Here is an 18274-nt window from a genome sequence, read left to right as displayed (position 1 = left end):
GGCTTGACGATGGCGCGTTATGGAACGGCGATTTGGTAGATGTCGGTTCTGTGCGGCGAGCCGTTGGCGGTGTTCGCCAGTTCCTCGGGGAGGTCGGCGAGGTGTCGGCGGGTGGCAGGGCCCGTCGTCAGTCGTCCTGCTGTGAGTTCGGGTGCTAGTAGTCCCTCTACGCGGTCTCGTAGATGTTGGAAGTGGGAGGCCCGGTAGCCGATGACGCGGATGCCGCGTTGGAGGATCGTCGCGAGGCCGGCGGCGGGCAGGTGGCCGTCGGTCATCGCCTCGGCTGGTATCCCGGTGTCGGCGGTCCAGGCCACTCGGCCCCGTTCGGCGATGGCGCCCAGTACATCGACGAACAGGTTTGGTGCTGCGCCGAGGATTGCGGCGTGGATGCCGCGTGGTGCGGCGGCGAGTAGGCGTTTGCTGAGGTCGGCGGGCTGGTGGTGAATGACGATGTCGAAGTCCACGGCGGGTTCGCCGGTGCCGGTGGTCGTGTTTTGGCAGCCGATGATGCGGGCTGCTCCGCGTAGTCTTGCCAGTCTGGCGGCGGCGGTGCCGAATGGGCCGGTGGCTGGTGTGATGAGGACGGTTTCTCCGGCTCTGACGTCGGCGAGTTCCCAGACGCCTGCGCAGGCTAGTAGTCCGGGTTGGCCGAGGACGCCGAGGTAGGCCTGGGGTGGGATGTGTTCGCTGGTGGTGCAGAGGTCGTATTGGCCGTGGCCTAGGACTGTGTAGGTGCCCCAGCCTCCTTCGTGTCGGACGAGTGTGCCTTTGGGGAGCTTGGCGTCGCGGGAGGCGATGACCAGGCCGACGGCCGGTCCGGCTTTGAGTGCGGTGCGCAGTGGCCAGGTGCGGACGCGGCGGACGGTGAGTTCGGGGTCGGGTGTGAGGTACAGGTTTTGGATCAGGGCCATTCCGGGGCCCAGGTTTGGTATCCGGGTTTCCACCACGGCGAGGTTTTCGGGTTTCAGTGTGGCGGAGGGATATTCGGTGAGCCACAGTTCGTGGGCTTCTGGCTTCTCGGTGACCATGTGGGTTTGTTTCCTACGTTCAGGCCGCGTGCGGGTGTCGGAGTTCGGTGTTTAGGAACCCTGCGTCGCCACGCGGGAGGGAGGCGGGTCGTCCGAGGAATTGGAGGCGATCACAATGTGTGTGGAGGCCGGGTGCACAGGCGGCACATCGTGGGCGGTCACTGCCGTGGCGGCGATGACCGTCAGCGCGGCGAGGGCGGCGAGGAGTCGGGCGGCAGAAACAGTCGAACGCACCATGAGTTTCCCCTGTTCGAAGGTTGTGTGTGCTCTGTTGCGTTTGATGTTGCTGGAGACCTCTCCCCTTTCATTCCTCCGGCGTTACCACGGATACACGTAGCCGGGGATCCGGCCGAAACCGCAGGCTGCGAGCTACTCATGCTCACCGGCGGCCCACGCTCACAGCGTTCAACACCGTGCCCAGTGTCGCGTGGATCCGTTGCACCGTGGCACTGACCAGTCGCTCCTCACACCGAAGAGTGACTGCGCACACGGCGCTGAGCACGGCGGAAGCCGACAAAAATCGTTTGAAAAGGACCCGCGCATAGCGTCAGCGCAGCGACTTGCGCACGGGTCCACACCAACGAGTCCCGGTGGTGGCGACTGCGTCCAATGACAGGACAGGAGTATGGGCACAACGATCAGGAATCTGTTCGCCCAGGACATCGATATCCTTACCGTAGACAGGGGGACGCCATCCATAAAGACCCAGACTCGCATGGCAAGATGGCGATCTCTGTGCACATTTGTGATGGCGCGATGTGCACGCCGGCGGCCGATCTGGGGGTCCGCCTCCGGCGCCGGATCGAGAACTGCCCGGACGAGTCATACGAGGGGCGCACCGACTCCAACGGCTTCCTGCGATTCGTCGTAGAGCCGGCCTCGTGGTCCCGTCTCTACCAGATCGAAGCCGATCTGGCGGCCTACTACGTGATCGCGGGCGTCATACCGAGCCTTACAGCCGCGAGCGTGGAGCTCAGCGTGATGGGCTCCTCAGAGCCCTTGCACCTGTCACTACTGATCTCCCCCAGCTCGTTCATCGTCTACACGGCGAACCTCGTACCCCGTCCTGACTAACCATCACTGAGGCTGTGCAGCGAATCAGGAGCCAGCAGATGTCGGTTATCGCGCAAAGTGAAGCACCTGTCCAGTCCCCGGCGCCGGTCGCGACGTCCGCACAGCGGGCAGTGTGGCTTCTCGATCGAGTACATCCGGGCTCTTCGTTGTACAACGTGCCGTTCGCTGTGCACCTGATCGGCCCGCTGGATGTGGTGCGCCTGCGTAGCGCGCTCACGGGTATCGCCGCACGCCACGCGGTGCTGCGAACCGTTTTCCCGGCCCCTGGCGGTATACCGCGCCCCGTTGTACAGACGGCTGCCGACGTGCCGATGCTGCATCACGATGTTCGCGCTCTGCCGCCAGGGGACCGGATGCCGGCGGCGATGCGCGTGTTGCGCGGGTGGGCGGAGGAGCCCTTCGATCTGGCAGTGGGGCCCCTGTTTCGCACCGGCGTCGTGAAGCTGGACGACCAGGAGCACATTCTCGGAATCTTCCTGCACCACATCATCTGCGACGGACCGTCGATACACCTGCTGTTCGACGAACTCGCCGCGTTGTACGCGGGCGGCGAGCTCCCGGCGTTGCCCGCGCAGTTCGCGGATTTCGCGGCCCGGCAGAGCAGCCGTGTCGGACTCGATCGCGGCGTGGCGTGGTGGCGCGAGCACCTTGCCGACGCGCCGACGAAGCTCACGCTGCCCACCCGGCCGGCACCGGCCCGGCGATCCTGGGCCGGAGCGACCCATACCGCCCGCCTCCCGGCTCAGCTTGTGCGCGCGGCGGGCGAGCTCGCGCGCCGGAGCAGGGCCACGCCGTTCATGGTCATGGCCACGGCGTACGCGGCGCTGGTCGGCAAGCTGGCCGGCATGGATGAGCTGTTGCTGGGCACGCCGGTATCCGAGCGCTCAGCCATGGAGTACGAGCCGCTGATCGGCTTCTTCGTCAACACCGTGCCGCTACGCGTCGCATGCGATGGATCGGGGTCGTTTCGAGAGCTGCTTCACCGGGTGCGCTCGGAGACTCTGAACGCCGCCGGGCATGCGGACACGCCTTTCGAGTCGCTGGTCGATGCCCTGGGGATCGACCACGACCCGGCGACGACCCCGTTGGTGCAGACGATGTTGACCTTCGAGCCGCGGCCGCTGGCCGAACCGCGGCTGCAAGGCCTGCAAGCTCGGCTGCTGACGCTGCTCCCGGACGCCGCCAAGTTCGACCTCGATGTCATGATCGTGCGCTCGCCCGGCTCGGACGACTTCGATCTGCACATCACCTACGCGACCGCGTTGTACGACGCCGAGACCGTGGCGCGCCTCGCGCAACGCTTCCAGGCTCTGCTCACCGCCGGTCTCGCGGACGCCGACACGCCCCTGCACCGCCTCCCGCTGCTCACCGAGGACGAGAGATGCGACGCCGTCGAGCGGTGGAACGCCGAACGAGGGGAATCAGCGGGGAAGACCGAGAAGCCGGTGTTCGTCCACGAGTGGGTGGCCCGACACGCGCGCGCCCGTCCGAGCGCCCCGGCCCTGTTCGTGGCGGAACGCAGCGTCTGCTACGCGGAGCTCGAGGAGGCCGCGAGCACGGTCGCGGCGCAACTCGCGCAGGCCGGGGTCGTGCCCGGCGATACCGTCGCGATCCTGCTGCCCCGAGGCCTGGATCTGGTCGCCGCCCTGCTCGGCGTCCTCAAGGCGGGCGCGGCATACCTGCCGCTCGACCCGAACCATCCGACGCGGCAGCACTCTCAGGTCATCGAGATGGCGGGAGCGCGCGTAGGTCTCGCGGACGCGCGCACGGCCGCCCGACTCGCCGAAGCCTGCGATATAAGGGTTCTGACAGTCGATCGCGGGCCCCGGGAGAGCCGGGGAACAACCCGCCCGGGCCCCGCTAGTGCGGTGTCCGGTCGGCCGGCGGCGGAAGATCTCGCGTACGTCATCCCCACCTCGGGGTCCACCGGGGAGCCGAAAGGCGTGGCTGTGCCGCACAGCGCGCTCGCCAACCATGCCGAAGCGGCGCGCGGCCGCTTCGACCTCGGCCCGGACGACCGGGTCCTGCAATTCGCCACCATCGGTTTCGACGTCGCGGCCGAGGAGCTGTATCCGACCTGGGCCGCGGGCGGCTGTGTGGTGCTCGCGCCCGAACCGGTGCCCTCCCCGGAGGAGCTGGGTGCGGTCCTCAAGGCAGCAGCGGTCACCGTGGTGAACCTTCCGGCGAGTTACTGGCAGCAGTGGGTGCGGGTCATCGAGAGCGGCGCCGAAGTCCCCGACTCGCTGCGGCTGCTCGTGGTCGGCAGCGAGCGCGTCGACCCGGGAGCGCTGGCCAGCTGGTCCGCTCGCACCGGGGTGCGGGCGATCAACGCTTACGGCCTGACCGAGACCGCCATCACCGCCTTGACCTATGACGCGGGCACCGCCTTCGCGCAGGATTTCGTTCCGGTGGGCACGCCGCTGCCGGGCGTCCGCGCGTACGTTCTCGACACCCACCTCGGTCAGACTCCCCCCGGAGTGATCGGCGAGTTGTTCATCGGAGGCGCCGGGCTCGCCCGGGGATACCTCGGCCGACCCGATTCGACGGCGGCGCGGTTCCTGCCCGACCCCTACGCCCAGGTTCCCGGCGCCCGAATGCACCGCACCGGGGACATCGCGCGGCGCGGCCGGGACGGCACGATCGAAGTGCTCGGCCGCAGCGACGACCAGATCAAGATCCGCGGCTATCGGATCGAGCCCGGCGCGGTCGAGGCGGCGATCTGCCTGCACCCCGGCGTCGCGCAGGCTGTCGTCGCCGCCAAGCCGGGGCCGGGCGGCGCGCCGCGGCTCGTCGGGTATGTGGTGCCGAGGACTGGAAGTGCGGTGCCACTCGATCTGCGCGCGCACCTCGCGGCCCGGCTTCCTGCCTATCTCGTGCCCTCGGCTTTCGTCCCCGTCACGGAACTCCCCCGCGCGGCGAGCGGGAAAGTGGACCGTCGCGCACTGCCGGACCCGCCCGCCGCCGAGCCCCCGACCGCCGGCACACCGCCGAGCACGCCGACGCAGCGGTATCTCGTCGAGATCTGGGGTTCGGTGCTCGCGTGCCGGCAGGTCGGCATCCACGAGAACTTCTTCGATCTCGGCGCCACGTCCCTGGGGCTGGCCGCTGTGCATCAACGGATCGCCGCGTCGCTGAGCCGAAGGCTGCCGCTCGTCGCGCTGTACGAGTACCCGACGGTGGCGGCACTGGCCGCGCACCTCGACGGGGATGGCGACGCCTTCGCTCCAGTCGCGGCAGCGCCTGGAGCTTCCTCCGAGATCGCCGCGCGCGAGGCCGGCCGGGTGCGCCTGAGCCGCAGGCGTCACAGCCGCACCGTCTCAACACCCAGACCCGCGAACGACCGGACAGAACACACGAAGACGAAGCCATCTGGAGAAGGCCCCCATGTTCGATGACAAAGTTGACATGGCGGAAAACAGCCTGTGGCGGCACCGGGACTTCCGCTCGCTCTGGGCGGCCATGACGGTGAGCCTGATCGGCACTCAGGTCACCGTGCTCGCCTTTCCGCTGATCGCCCTGATCGTGCTGCACGCCTCGGTCGAGGAGGTGAGCCTGCTGTCCGCAGCCGAGTTCTTGCCTTCCCTGCTGCTGGGCCTGCCCGTCGGCGCCTGGGTTGAGCGACTGCCGCGCCGCGGGACACTCCTCGCGTGCGATCTGGTGCGGGCGCTGGCCGTGCTGTCCATACCGATCGCACACTCGGCCGGAGTGCTCGGGCTCCCGCAGCTGTTCGTCGTCGCGTTCGTCATCGGCCTCGGCACGCTGTTCTTCGACGTGGCGCAGATGTCGTATCTGCCGGCTCTGATCGGGCGGGAGCACCTGGCCGACGGCAACGGGAAGATCGAGGGCTCACGGGCGTTCGCGCAGTTCTCCGGCCCGGGCCTCGGCGGCTTGATGGCCCAGGTGTCCACCGCGACCGCCGCGATCGGTGTGAACGTCGGGACGTACATCATTTCCGCGCTCTTCCTGTCCCGTATCCGGGTCCAGGGCGCGCCGGCGAAGCGTGTCGAAAGGCTGAGCCTGCGCAGGGACATCGCCGAAGGCGTGCACTTCGTGTTCCAGCATCCACTGCTGCGTCCGTTGGCGCTGTGTGCGGGCGCTGCGGACCTCGCCTTCGCGATCGTGCTCGCGCTCCAGGTTCCTCTCGGGGTGCAGACGCTGCGTCTGGGCTCTGCCGCGGTCGGTCTGGTACTCGCCGTCGGCAGCCTCGGCGGCCTCGTCGGCGCGATGGCCGGCGCCAAGGTCGAGCAGCGGCTGGGCACCGGCCCGGCGCTACTGGTCGGCGTGGCGCTGTTCACCGTCGGCGCGGTCATCATCCCGATCTCCGGCGACGGCGCGGTGTTCGCGATCGGCCTGTTCGTGGTCTACATCGGCGTGGTGATGTTCAACGTCGTGCAGACCACGCTCTGCCAGACCGTCACCGCGGCCCATCTGCTCGGCCGGATGAACGCGACGCTGCGCTTCATCTCCTGGGGTGCGGTGCCGATCGGTGCGACGCTCGGCGCTGTGCTGGTCGCCCCGCTCGGACTGCGCGCGGTGATGTGGGTCGCGGCGGCCGTGTGCGCCGTGTCGATCCTGCCGCTGGCCTTCTCCGGCCTACCGTCCCTCACGAAGGCACCGTTGCCCGAGCTCCCGCCCGCAGTCCGACTTGAAGGACCGGCATCATGACGACGATCGCAGAGCCTGAGAGTGTTTCGCATCAGGACGAGGCAGCCGACACCGGCGGCTTCGTCGCCGTCATCGGCATGGCCGGGCGGACCCCCGGCGCGCCGGACGTGGAGGGCTTCTGGAAGTTGGTGACCTCCGGGGCCGACTCGATCACCCGTGCGCCGCACGAGGGCCCCGGCAGCGCGCGTGGTCTGCTCCAGGGAGCCGACGCGTTCGATGCGGCCTTCTTCGGCTATTCCCCGCTCGAGGCGGTGATGCTCGATCCTCAGCACCGGGTCTTCCTGGAATGCTCGTGGGAGGCACTGGAGAATGCCGGCTACGACCCGGCGCGCCACCCCGGCCCGATCGGCGTGTTCGGTGGCAGCGGCGACAGCGACCACCTGCTGGCTCTGGAGGGGAACGCGGTACGTCTGCCCGGCGTCACCCGCTGGCAAATGCGCTTGTCGACCGGCGCGGCATTCCTTACGAGCCGGGTTTCCTACAAGCTCGGGCTGACCGGGCCCGCGGTGACCGTACAGACCGCGTGCTCCACCTCGCTCGTCGCGGTCCACACCGCCGTACAGGCGTTGATCGCCGGCGAATGCGATCTCGCGTTGGCCGGCGGGGTGACGATCCAGCCGGCGCCGGAGGGCGAGGACAGCGTGCTCTCGCCGTCCGGCCGGTGCCGGCCGTTCGACGCGGCAGCCGACGGGACCGTCTCCAGCGAGGGCGCCGGCATCGTCGTCCTCAAGCGCTACGACGACGCCGTGGCCGACGGAGACCGGGTACGCGCGGTGATCCGCGGCTCGGCGGTCAACAACGACGGATCGGGCAAGGCGGGCTTCACGACCCCGAGCGTGCGCGGCCAGAGCGCAGCGGTGCAAGCTGCGCTGTCAGTGGCGGGCGTCGATCCGGCCTCGATCGGTTACGTCGAGGCGCACGGCACCGGCACCGCGGTCGGCGACCCCATCGAGGTCGCGGCTCTGGCCAAGGTGTTCGGCAGCGCGGCCGGTCCGGCATCGTGCGTGCTGGGCTCGGTCAAAGGCAACATCGGGCACACCGACGCGGCCTCCGGAGTCCTGGGGCTGATCAAGGCGATACTCGCCGTCGAGACCGGATTGATCCCCGGCACCGCGCACTACACCACGCCCAATCCGGAGCTCGACCTCGACCGCACGCCGTTCGTCGTCGACGGCCGGGCGCAGCCCTGGCGGCGCGGTGCACAGCCCCGGCGGGCCTCGGTGAACTCGCTCGGCATCGGCGGTACCAACGCCCATGTCGTGCTCGAACAGGCCCCGCCGGCCGCACCGCACGATCCCGGCCGGCCCTACCAGCTGCTTCCCCTGTCCGCACGCACCCGCGCCGCACTCGGCGAGGCCGCCACCGGCCTCGCCACGGCTTTGGACGGCAGCGCGGAGCCGTTGCAGGACGTGGCTTGGACGCTGCAGACCGGGCGCGCCGAGTTCCCCCTACGCGGCTTCGTCGTCGCGCGCGACCGGCAGGAGGCGATCAGCGCCCTGACCGACGCGGCACCCGAGGCGTTCCCCGTCGTCCGGCACGGCGGTAGCACGAGCCCGGTGATCTTCCTCTATCCCGGGCAGGGCGGCCAGTACGTCGGTATGGGACGGGACCTTTACGAGCACGAACCGGTGTTTCGCCGAGCGCTCGGGGAGTGCGTACGAGCGGCGTTCGAGGAAACCGGCATCGACCTTCGTGAGTCCTTGTACCCGGCTGCTCCCGTCGGTTCTGCTGAGCACGCCGCGGCGTCCGAGCGGCTCAACGGCACGCACATGGCGCAGATAGCCGTGTTCGCCGTGCAGTACGCGCTCACTGAGCTGTGGCGTTCGTGGGGCGTGAGCCCGAAGGCGGTCCTCGGCCACAGCCTCGGCGCGTACGCGGCCGCGACCGCGGCCGGCGTGTTCGACCCCGCTGAGGCGATTCATCTGGTCTCGGCCCGCGGCGCGCTGTTCGAACGCACGCCGGCCGGCGCGATGGCGGCCGTACAGCTCTCCGAGGACGAGCTCGCGACCGTGCTCCCACCGGAACTCGACATCGCCGCGGTCAACGGGCCACGACAGTGTGTCGTCTCCGGTCCTCGGGAAGCCGTGCGGCGGTTCACCGACCAGCTCACCCTTCAGGGCCACGATGTAAGGCTGCTGCGTATCACCACCGCTGCGCACTCCCGGCTGGTCGAGCCCGGGCTCTGGAGCTTCGAGAAGGCCGTCGCGCAGGTCGGGCCGCGCGCGCCACGGCTACCGTGGATCTCGGACCGCACCGGCCTGCCGATGACCGCCGAACTGGCCTGCTCGCCCCAGTACTGGACCCGGCATTTGCGCCGCACCGTCCGCTTCGACGCGGCGCTCGAGACGCTGCTGTCCGCGCAGGACGGTGCCGTGTTGCTGGAGATCGGCCCGGGCCACACGCTCGGCTCGCTGGTTCGGCGAAACCCCATGTGCGGGCGGGACCAGGTCCTCGTGCAGTCCCTGCCACACGCCGCCGTCGGGCTGGGCGGGTCGACGGCGATGTTGACGGGCCTGGGCAGGCTATGGCAGCACGGAGTCAGCGTCGATTGGACGGCGGTGCACAGCGGCGAGCAGCGGCTGCGGATCCCGCTGCCGACATATCCCTTCCAGCGGCAGGTGTTCCGGCTGCCGAAGGGAGCCGAGTCCGCCGGATCGGGCATGGTGTCACCGCCCTCGGCGGCGGGAACGACGGCCGCGGGCATGGAGGAAGCAGCCTCACTCGTCGTCGCGCACCGGGAGGACGACGGCACCTACGAGGCGCCCGTCGGCGAGACCGAGGAGGCGCTCGCGGGCTTGTTCGCCCGGCTGACCGGCATCGACCGGGCCGGTCGGCACGACCACTTCTTCGAGCTCGGCGGCGACTCGCTGACCGCGAACAGGTTGTGCGTGGCGGCCCGTGAGCTCATCGGGGCCCAGATCAGCGTGCGCGAGGTCCTCGCGGCTCCCACCGTCGCCCGGCTCGCGCGAGTGGTGCGGGAGGCGGGAACGTGACGGCCTTCTCCGGCACGGCCGGGCCCCGCTGGGGGCTGTGCGCCACGCACAATCCGTTCGCCGCGGTCAGGATGTACTGCTTCCCCCACAGCGGGGGCATGCCGGGGGAGTACATGCGGTGGTCCCAGCGCCTGCCCGAGGCCGAGGTGTGGGGCGTGCAACTGCCCGGCCGCGGAAGCCGGCTGGCCGAACCGCCGTTCACCGAGTTGCCGGACCTGGTCGGCGCCGTCGTCGACGGGGTCGAATTCGGGGAGCCCTTTGTGCTGTTCGGGCACAGCCTCGGCGCGCTGCTCGCCTACGAGACGGCCGCCGAACTGGTCAGACGCGAACTGCCACTACCCGAAGCCCTCGTGCTCTCGGCCTCGCCCGCCCCGCACCTGCTCACCCGGCCGGCATCGGCGGCGGACCTCGACGACGACGCGCTCGCCGCCGCCATAGCGCGCGACTGCGGCCCATCGCACATCGACCCCGACCCCGAGGTCAGGGCTCTGCTGTTCGGTGCGCTGCGGGCCGACCTCGAGGTGGTCAGGAGCTTCCCGGCACGGCCGCCGCTGCCGCTGAACCTCCCCGTCACGGTCCTCGGCGGCTCGCAGGACAGCGATCCGCCCGCTTCGCTCGCGGCCTGGAACGAATACACCGCCGGTCCTTTCGAGTTTCGGATGTTCGAGGGAGACCACTTCTACTTCAGGGAGCAACCCGATGAGTTCTTCGCCTCGCTCGCCGAGGTCCTCCGTCAGTGCGTTGCACGCCGTCTTCAAAGGTGAGGTGCCCTGGGCGAGGCTGAGCGCGTTCCCGCGGCAGACCGAAGGCGAACGCGAACGGGGCGACGCGGCGGTGAACCAGACCGCCGCACTGGTCATGGAGCACATCGATCCGGAGGCGCTCGAACGCGAGGGCACGCTGCCCGCGGCTTTCACCGACGGGCTGCGCGCATCCGGACTACTGGCGATGACGGTGGACAGCGCAGCGGGCGGACTCGGCCTTGAGCCGTTGACCGCGTTCCGCGTGATCGAGACGGCGGCGAGTCGGAGCCTGGCGTTGGCCTACTACGTGGGTCTCACGAACGCTTTCGGCTCCGGCACTTACCTGCCGCTGCTGCCAGAGGGTCCGCTGCGTTCCATGATCGGACGGCGGGTAGCCGAGGGCATCGTCTCCGCGGGCGCCGACGCGGAGGCAATCGGGACTGCGAACCAGCGCCGCGAGACCCGGGCAGTACCCGTGGACGACGGTGCCGCCTACGAGATCACCGGTGAAAAGGTCTTCATTGGAAACGGTGTGGCCGCGCGCATCATGGATGTCTCAGCGACCCTGGCCGAGCCCGATGGGTCCGAAGCCGTACGACTGTTCTTCGTCGAGGCCGACACGCCGGGATTCACCGTACAACGACAGGAATTCATGGGCCTGCACGGTTCGCCGATCGGAAGAGTGCTGCTCGGCCGTGTCCGCGTGCCCGACTTCCATCTCATGGACACCGATGAGGACGGCTGGCGCATGCGGCCCGACCGCGCCGTGCCCCACTCCGATGAGGCTCAAGGCGGAGAGGCTGCCGCGTCGTTCATCCCCCGCGAACTGGGGCAGCTCGCCTCCCTGGGCCGACTGCTGGTGATCGGTTCGTGTTCGCTCGCCACCGCGAAGATGTGCCTTCACTGGTCCCGCAGCTTCGTGAACCGCCGGGTGATCGACGGCCGAGGGCTCGGTGAATACGACGAGATCCGGCGACTCGTGGCCGAGACCGCGGCCGACGTCTTCGCGATCGACAGCATCAGCACCTGGGCGCTCCAGGCATGGCGCGACGCCGAGGACGAGCCGGACCTGACCGCCGCGAAGAATCTGGCGTCCGCCGGATGCTGGCGGGCGGTGGACCGAACCGTCTCGCTCCTGGGCGCCGAGGGTTATGAGACCGCCGCAAGCAAGGCAGGGCGCGGAGCGGAGCCATTGCCGGTGGAGCGCTTCTTCCGCGACGCCAGAGCTCTTCGGGTCGCCGGCGGAGTCGATTTCATGATCGACCGGTGGTCGGCGCAGGCGGCACTGACCGCCTGTCACTTCGGGGCCCGACCGTTCGGCCCCGACACCGTGGACGAGCCGGAGAACAGCGAGGCACCCGAGCTGGACGATGCCTGCCGAGCGCACCTGCGTTACCTCCAGCGCCGCGCTCGCGTGCTGGCCCGGATCTGCGCAGAGGTCACCCGCGACCGGTCGCCGCAGGAGGTGTTCGGACAGCAGCGGCTGGTCGCCCTGATCGGCCGGATCGGCGGGGAACTGCTCGGAATGTCAGTGGTACTGGGCCACGCGGCGGAGCTTGCCCGGCAAGACCGCGAGTGGGTCCTGACCCTGGCCGACATCTCATGCGCGGCATCCCGCAGACGGCTGGCAGACCTCGGATATCAGCTCGCGTGCTTGTCCGCCGCTCCATGGGTGGCGGGCTGCCCATGGCCAGGAGAAGACGATCCCGCCGAAAGCCCCGCCTCCGAGCCCGACCACGCCGGCCTGACCAAGGCATGGCTCGGCGCCGATCCCAGGCTGGACTTCCTCCTCGACGACGTGATCACCACGACTGCGCCGATCGTCCGAACCGCCCCCTGAAAGGAGGGATCTCGGTGAGACCCCGGAATTCCGCCGGCAACCGCATCTCGTCCTCGGTCGAGCCGTGCGTGCACGAAATGTTCGCGGCCCATGCGACCGCGTTCCCCGATCGGGTCGCGCTGACCGGCCCGCAGGGCGACTTGAGCTACGGCGAACTCGACGCGCGCGCCGAGCGGCTTGCCACGCGCCTGGTCCGCAGCGGTGTCGGGCCGGACACAGCGGTCGGAGTGCTTCTGGAGCGCTCAGAGGACTTCGCCCTGTCAGCGCTCGCCGTGTTGAAGGCGGGCGGCTGCTACGTTCCGCTGGACCCGAGCTATCCCGACCCACGCCTTCGTCTGATGCTCGACGCGGCGGGCGTCGAAACCGTCGTCACGAGCTCGGAGTTCGCCGCTCGCGTGCCGGACACCGGTGCGGAAGTCGAGATCGTGGACTGCCGCGACCAGGACTGTGCGACGCGGGGAGTCGGCGCGGCGGGCCCGGACCGGGCGTCGGCGCGGGAGCCACATCCGGCGGTGGCGGGCACCTGCGGTGACTCGCTGGCTTACATCATGTTCACCTCGGGCTCCACCGGCACACCCAAAGCCGCGGCGATCCGGCACGCCGGAGTCACCCGCCTGGTGCACGAACCCGACTACGTACAGCTCGACGCGGATGTCGTCATGGCGAACATCGCGTCGGTGTCCTTCGACGCGGCCACCTTCGAGATCTGGGGCGCCCTGGCCAACGGCGGTCGGCTGGTGATCGGCCCGCCCGGACCGTTCTCCGCGCTCGAACTGGGCCGATACCTCGTCCGGCACGGCATCAATTGCGCCTTCCTGACTTCGGGTCTGTTCAACCTCATGGTTGATGAATGCCTCGATGACCTCGGCGGACTCACCCAGCTGATCACCGGCGGAGACGTGGTCTCGCCCCGGCAGGCACGGCGCTTCATCCAGGCCCATCCGCACTGCCGCCTGATCAACGGGTACGGGCCGACGGAAATGACGACGTTCACCGCCTGCCATCACATCACCCTCGAGGACACCGGGCACGAGCGGATCCCGATCGGCAAACCGATCCGCGGCACCCGGGTCGAAGTCCTCGACAAGGACCTGCGCCCCGCAGCCGTCGGAACTCCCGGGATGCTCTATGCCGGTGGTCCGGGGATCTTCCGCGGCTACCTCAATGACAAGAAATTGACAGCCCAGCGGACCATCCCGGCTCCGGGGCCTCCCGGCAGCCGGCTCTATGCCACACAGGACCTCGCGATGTACCTGCCGGACGGGTCGATCGACTTCCTCGGCCGCCTCGACGGACAGATCAAGAAGCGCGGCTATCGGGTGGAACCCGGCGAGATCGAGGAGGCTCTGCGCGCGGATCCCGTGGTGCGCCAGGCGGCGCTCGCCCTCATCGCGACGTCGACGGACGACGCCGTGTTGGCGGCCTACGTGGTGCTCGACGGGGCCGGCGGCCGCCTCGACCGCCTCGACCGCCTCGACCGCCTCGACCGCCTCAACCTCCCGCGGGCTGATCCCCGTGCGCAGATCGCCGAAATCCGCGAACGCCTCCGCCAACGGCTCCCGAGCCACCTCATCCCGGACCGTCTCGTCATCGTCGAAGCCCTTCCGCTCAGCTTGAACGGCAAGGTGGACCGCCGGGCTCTGGCCGCCCTGGGCGCCGGCGACGGCCACACGGGCACCGACGGCCTCACGGCACGTGCAACCGAGCTCGGGGACACGAACACAAGCCAGAGCATCCGGACTGAGCAGACCCTCATAGCCATCTGGCGCGAGGTGATGGCCGTGTCGGACATCGGCCGCGAAGATGACTTCTTCGACCTGGGTGGCCACTCACTCCAGGCCAGCAGGATGATTTCGCGTATCCGCAGCGCCCTGGGCGTCGAAGTTCCGCTCGGCCTCTTCTTCGACCACCCGACCGTGGCCGACCTCGCGCGGCTCATCGACGAGGCCTGACAGTCTCGGCGAGTTCCTCTACAGGTTGTCCGATGTGTCGTTCCCGCTGCGTTCCGCCAGGTACCAGGGCGCGGGAACGGAACGGGGTCGGATTGGGAACGGCCGTCGCCAAGCTGACCGCATGACTTCGAAAACGTCCGCTCCGGAGCGGTTCGGGCTGATCATCCCGGCAGCGCATGTGGAAGCACTCGCGGTTCGACGCACTCGTGTCCGCTGCCACAGACCTCGATCGGCCTGACGATGGTGGAGTTCCGCGTACTCGGCCCTCTCGAAGTCCTCCACGAGGGGCGACCCGTGAACATCGGCGGCCCGAGGCAGGCAACCCTGTTGTCCGCATTGTTGCTCGAACAGGACAGCATCGTCCCGGTCAACCGGCTGTTCGAGGCTCTCTGGGACGAAGACCCGCCGCGCACCGCCCGTAATCAGGTGCAGATCTGCGTCTCGTCCATCCGGCACCGGGTGTCCGCCGCCAGCGGGCGGAACCTTATCAGCACCCAGTCTCCGGGGTACGTCCTGCGGCTGGGCGAGGACACGCTCGACTCTCGCGACTTCGAGACCGCCGTCGCCCAGGCACGGCGGCTGGCCGCCGTCGGCGAGGACGCGCGGGCCGTCGAGGAGTACGACAGGGCTCTGGCGATGTGGCGTGGCAGCGCGCTGTCCGGGATCGACAGCCCGCTGATCCAACGTGCTGTGGTGAACCTCGAGGAGCTGCGGATAGCGGCCGTCGAGGAGCGCGTCGAGGCCGAACTACGTGCCGAGCCGCGGCAGCAGACGATCGGCGAACTGATCAGCCTCACCCGCGAGTACCCGCTGCGCGAACACCTCCAAGCCCTGCTGATCACCGCCCTGCACAACGCGGGCCGCCGGGCCGAGGCGCTGGAGGTCTACCGCGGCACGCGCGCCACTCTGATCGATCAGCTCGGTATCGAGCCGGGCCCCGAGCTGCAGCGGCTCCACCTGGCCATCCTGAACAACGATCATATGCAGCGATCCAACGCGCATCGGGACCCGGCCGCTCTATCCGGGCCCGCCACCGCCTACCGGCGCGTCACCCAGCCACAGCCTGCGGCCTCGCGACCGGAGCAGCCGGGGGTAGCCGTGCCACGGATGCTGCCCGCCGCGGTGCCCGACTTCACCGGTCGTCGCATCCTGCTGGAGGCGTTGGTCGGGACCGGCACACCGCCTGCCAGTTCGGTGCGCATCGTGTACGGGCGCGGCGGCGTCGGCAAGACGGCGCTGGCGGTGCAGGCCGCGCACCAGCTGGCCGCCTCGTACCCGGACGGACAGCTGTTCGCCCGGCTGCGCTCCGGCAACCGCCAGGTCAACCCGGCCAACGTCCTCGAGCGCTTCCTGCGCCTGCTCGGGGTCGACAGCTCCTCGATTCCAGAGGACCTGGAGCAGCGCGCCGAGCTGTACCGCAACCTGCTCGGCGACCGCCGGGTACTGATCGTGCTCGACGACGCCGGGTCCGAGCAGCAGGTGATGCAACTGCTGCCCGGCAATCCGAAATGCTCCGTGCTGGTCACCAGCCGTCGCCGGCTCACCGGGATTCCCGCGACCAGTCGGCACGAAGTGCCGGCGATGAGCGAGGACACGGCGGTCGAACTGCTCACGCGCATCCTGGGTGCACAGCGGATCGATGCCGAACCGGAGGCGGTCCACCAGCTGTGCGACCTGTGCGAGAACCTGCCGCTCGCGCTTCGGATCGCCGCCGCCCGGCTGGCCGACCGCCCGCACCGGGCCGTCGCCGACCAGGTCGAGCGGCTCCGGGACAGCTCACGCCGGCTCGAAGAGCTCGACCACGGTGGACTGGGCCTGCGCGCGAGTATCGCTCTCACCTACGACACGCTCTCTCCCGACGCGCGTCGCCTTCTCCGGCTCCTGGCCATCTCCGACAGCCCCAGTTTCGCCTCCTGGGTCGCCGCCCCGCTGCTGCAAACGGACGTGCATTACGCGCAGGAGCTCATGGAAGAGCTGGCCGAGGCCTATCTCATCGACACCGAGCGGACGTCCGACGCGGCACCAATCAGGTACCGCTTCTACGACATCGTGCGCCCGTTCGCCCGCGAGCGGCTCGTGATGGAGGAGGGCCCCGAAGACCGGTATGAGGCGCTGGAGCGGCTGACCGGGGCACTGGTCTTCCTGGCCCGCGAGGCACATATCCGCGAATACTCGGGCGACTATCTCCTGCCGACCAGTGGCGCCGCGCGCTGGGCGCTGCCCCACCCACTGGTCGACCGCCTGCTGCACGATCCACTGGCCTGGTATGAGCAGGAGCGTCACTGCCTGTCCACAACGGTGCGGCAAGCCGCGGCCGCCGGGTTGGCGGAGCACGCCTGGGAACTCGCGATCAGCTGCGTGGCGCTCTACGAGACGCGCTCGTACTTCGCGGACTGGCGCGAGACGCACGAGGCGGCACTGCGGGCGGTATGCCGCGCGCGGGACCAGCGGGGCGAAGCGGCGATCCGCTACTCGCTCGGCTCGCTGTTCATGTTCGAGCAGCAGAATACCCCTGCGATGCGGCATTTCCAGCAAGCTCTCGCCCTCTACCGAAAGCTGGACGAGGACCACGGGGCGGCTCTGGTTCTGCGCAACATGGCCGTCCTCGACCGGCGCGGTGGCAAGCTGGCCGAGGCGGTGGAACGCTGGGAGGAGGCGCTGGCAGTCTTCGAGGTCGTCAGCGACCAGATCGCCGAGGCACATGTCCTGTACAGCCTGGCGCAGGTGCACCTGGACCGCGGAGACGACGGCGCGGCCGCCCACGTTCTGGAGCGCGCCGAGGAGATTTGCGAGCGCACCGGCAACCACCGAGTCGGCGCACAGGTGCAGAAGCAGATCGGCGAACTGCGCATCAGGGCCGGGGAACTCGATCGCGCCGCGCGGGCGTACACGAATGTGCTCACGGCGACACGAACGACCGGAGACCAGGTCGGCGAGTGCTACGGCATGATCGGACTGGCGACCGTGGACCTGCGCCGCGGGGACGGCGAAGCGGCGATGCGCGCCCTGCTCGAAGCGCTGACACTGGCCGAAGTCACCAACGATCACGTAGCGCACTGCCGCTCCCTGCTGGCGCTGGTAGAGGCGGACATGGCAGTGGGCAGACCGGAGACGGCGGCGACGCATGCCGAGACCGCGGTCCGCCTCGCCCGCGAGGTCGGGGCGAACCCGCTGATCGCGCAGACTCTCGTGGCCCGGGCCGGCGCGCACGAGGCCGCCGCCGAGGCCCAGCAGGCCCGGGAACTGCTCTACACCCCCCCGGATGAGCGGCGGAGCCGGCGCCGACCCGGTCGCCACACTGGTGGAGGAGGTCACCCGGCGGCTGGATGAAGGTGACCAGCTACTGTCGTGTCAGGCAACGTTTACCCTGGTGATGACTCGGCCTGGGCGGAGGTTGCTGTCGGCGTGGCGGTTTCGCTGGATTGCTGGCGGGATGAGGTAGTGCGGTAGAGGGTCGGTTTGGGGTGTTCGGGTTCGGGTCTTTTCTTGGGGTTGCAGTTTGCGAGCCGGGTTACGGTTGGTCTGTGGGTTTCAAATGCCTTTTACGGCCTTCGGTCATAGTTGAGCCGGTTCGGGGTTCGGGTCGGCGGGTGTGTTTGTCGGCTGCCGGTTCGCGCGTTCACAACCCCGCCCCACCTCAGGCCTCTTCAACTCCAGCAAGTCAGAGCAAGGGCACAAGCAAGATCAACAGCACAGGCCAGATCAAGAGCAAGAGCCACAAGCAAGATCAAGAGCTGAAGGTCAAGGTCAAGGGCTGTGGTGAAGAGCCGGGCCTCCGGCGGGCCTCGGCAACCTCAGGGAAACTAGCGCGGTTCCCCAGGGTGGCCGGGTCAGTCTCAGCGGCGGCGGCCTGTGAGGTGGTGCGGTCCGTTCCCCTCGGTCGCGTCGTCAGCCCGGGGGGTACAGCACCGGTGTCCGGGGGTAAAGTCCGCGCGCGGCGGACATGCAGGTAGGCGGCGGTTTCGTATGGCGCGAACTT

9 protein-coding genes are annotated in these 18274 nt (G+C 69.2%); 8 read left to right on the top strand and 1 reads right to left on the bottom strand.

The features are described from left to right. Positions 1 to 17: 17 nt before the first annotated feature. A complete protein-coding gene (locus tag KGQ19_RS13305; protein WP_212009423.1) occupies positions 18 to 1028 on the bottom strand; it encodes an MDR/zinc-dependent alcohol dehydrogenase-like family protein in 1011 nt (336 codons plus the stop codon). A gap of 609 nt (positions 1029 to 1637) precedes the next feature. Here KGQ19_RS13305 and KGQ19_RS13300 point away from each other — a divergent pair. From KGQ19_RS13300 to KGQ19_RS13260, 8 genes are all read left to right on the top strand, one after another. Continuing rightward, on the top strand, positions 1638 to 2102 hold the full coding sequence (locus KGQ19_RS13300) for a hydroxyisourate hydrolase (RefSeq protein WP_307856410.1): 465 nt from the start codon (positions 1638 to 1640) through the stop codon (positions 2100 to 2102). 38 nt (positions 2103 to 2140) lie between these two features. Further along, positions 2141 to 5497, top strand: a complete 3357-nt coding sequence (locus tag KGQ19_RS13295; RefSeq protein WP_212009421.1) for a non-ribosomal peptide synthetase — start codon at positions 2141 to 2143, stop codon at positions 5495 to 5497. Positions 5498 to 5507: 10 nt separating this feature from the next. Then, positions 5508 to 6767 (top strand): MFS transporter, encoded by a 1260-nt coding sequence (locus KGQ19_RS13290; protein WP_212009420.1) that lies wholly within the window; start codon positions 5508 to 5510, stop codon positions 6765 to 6767. Beyond that, positions 6764 to 9760 (top strand): type I polyketide synthase, encoded by a 2997-nt coding sequence (locus tag KGQ19_RS13285; RefSeq protein WP_212009419.1) that lies wholly within the window; start codon positions 6764 to 6766, stop codon positions 9758 to 9760. The genes KGQ19_RS13290 and KGQ19_RS13285 overlap by 4 nt, the downstream gene beginning before the upstream one ends. Further along, positions 9757 to 10524 carry a thioesterase II family protein gene (locus KGQ19_RS13280; RefSeq protein ID WP_212009418.1) on the top strand — a complete coding sequence of 256 codons (768 nt, stop codon included), beginning with the start codon at positions 9757 to 9759 and terminating at the stop codon, positions 10522 to 10524. Before KGQ19_RS13285 ends, KGQ19_RS13280 begins: the two co-directional genes overlap by 4 nt. Further along, a complete protein-coding gene (locus KGQ19_RS49540) occupies positions 10460 to 12343 on the top strand; it encodes an acyl-CoA dehydrogenase family protein (RefSeq protein WP_230418589.1) in 1884 nt (627 codons plus the stop codon). The genes KGQ19_RS13280 and KGQ19_RS49540 overlap by 65 nt, the downstream gene beginning before the upstream one ends. Continuing rightward, positions 12259 to 14295 (top strand): amino acid adenylation domain-containing protein, encoded by a 2037-nt coding sequence (locus KGQ19_RS13265; RefSeq protein ID WP_307856411.1) that lies wholly within the window; start codon positions 12259 to 12261, stop codon positions 14293 to 14295. The genes KGQ19_RS49540 and KGQ19_RS13265 overlap by 85 nt, the downstream gene beginning before the upstream one ends. 294 nt (positions 14296 to 14589) lie before the next feature. Next, positions 14590 to 17625 (top strand): AfsR/SARP family transcriptional regulator, encoded by a 3036-nt coding sequence (locus KGQ19_RS13260; protein ID WP_212009416.1) that lies wholly within the window; start codon positions 14590 to 14592, stop codon positions 17623 to 17625. Positions 17626 to 18274: the final 649 nt, after the last annotated feature.

It is taken from the genome of Catenulispora pinistramenti (genome assembly GCF_018274385.1).
Classification (GTDB): domain Bacteria; phylum Actinomycetota; class Actinomycetes; order Streptomycetales; family Catenulisporaceae; genus Catenulispora; species Catenulispora pinistramenti.
Note: the sequence above shows the minus strand (reverse complement) of the source record. Positions and strands in the feature narration are given on the sequence as shown.

Excerpts from the sequence above, each read along its gene's own strand:
- KGQ19_RS13305 (WP_212009423.1), bottom strand. The coding sequence starts at position 1,028 with ATGGTCACCGAGAAGCCAGAAGCCCACGAACTGTGGCTCACCGAATAT.
- KGQ19_RS13300 (WP_307856410.1), top strand. The coding sequence starts at position 1,638 with ATGACAGGACAGGAGTATGGGCACAACGATCAGGAATCTGTTCGCCCA.
- KGQ19_RS13295 (WP_212009421.1), top strand. The coding sequence starts at position 2,141 with ATGTCGGTTATCGCGCAAAGTGAAGCACCTGTCCAGTCCCCGGCGCCG.
- KGQ19_RS13290 (WP_212009420.1), top strand. The coding sequence starts at position 5,508 with ATGGCGGAAAACAGCCTGTGGCGGCACCGGGACTTCCGCTCGCTCTGG.
- KGQ19_RS13285 (WP_212009419.1), top strand. The coding sequence starts at position 6,764 with ATGACGACGATCGCAGAGCCTGAGAGTGTTTCGCATCAGGACGAGGCA.
- KGQ19_RS49540 (WP_230418589.1), top strand. The coding sequence starts at position 10,460 with ATGAGTTCTTCGCCTCGCTCGCCGAGGTCCTCCGTCAGTGCGTTGCAC.
- KGQ19_RS13265 (WP_307856411.1), top strand. The coding sequence starts at position 12,259 with ATGGCTCGGCGCCGATCCCAGGCTGGACTTCCTCCTCGACGACGTGAT.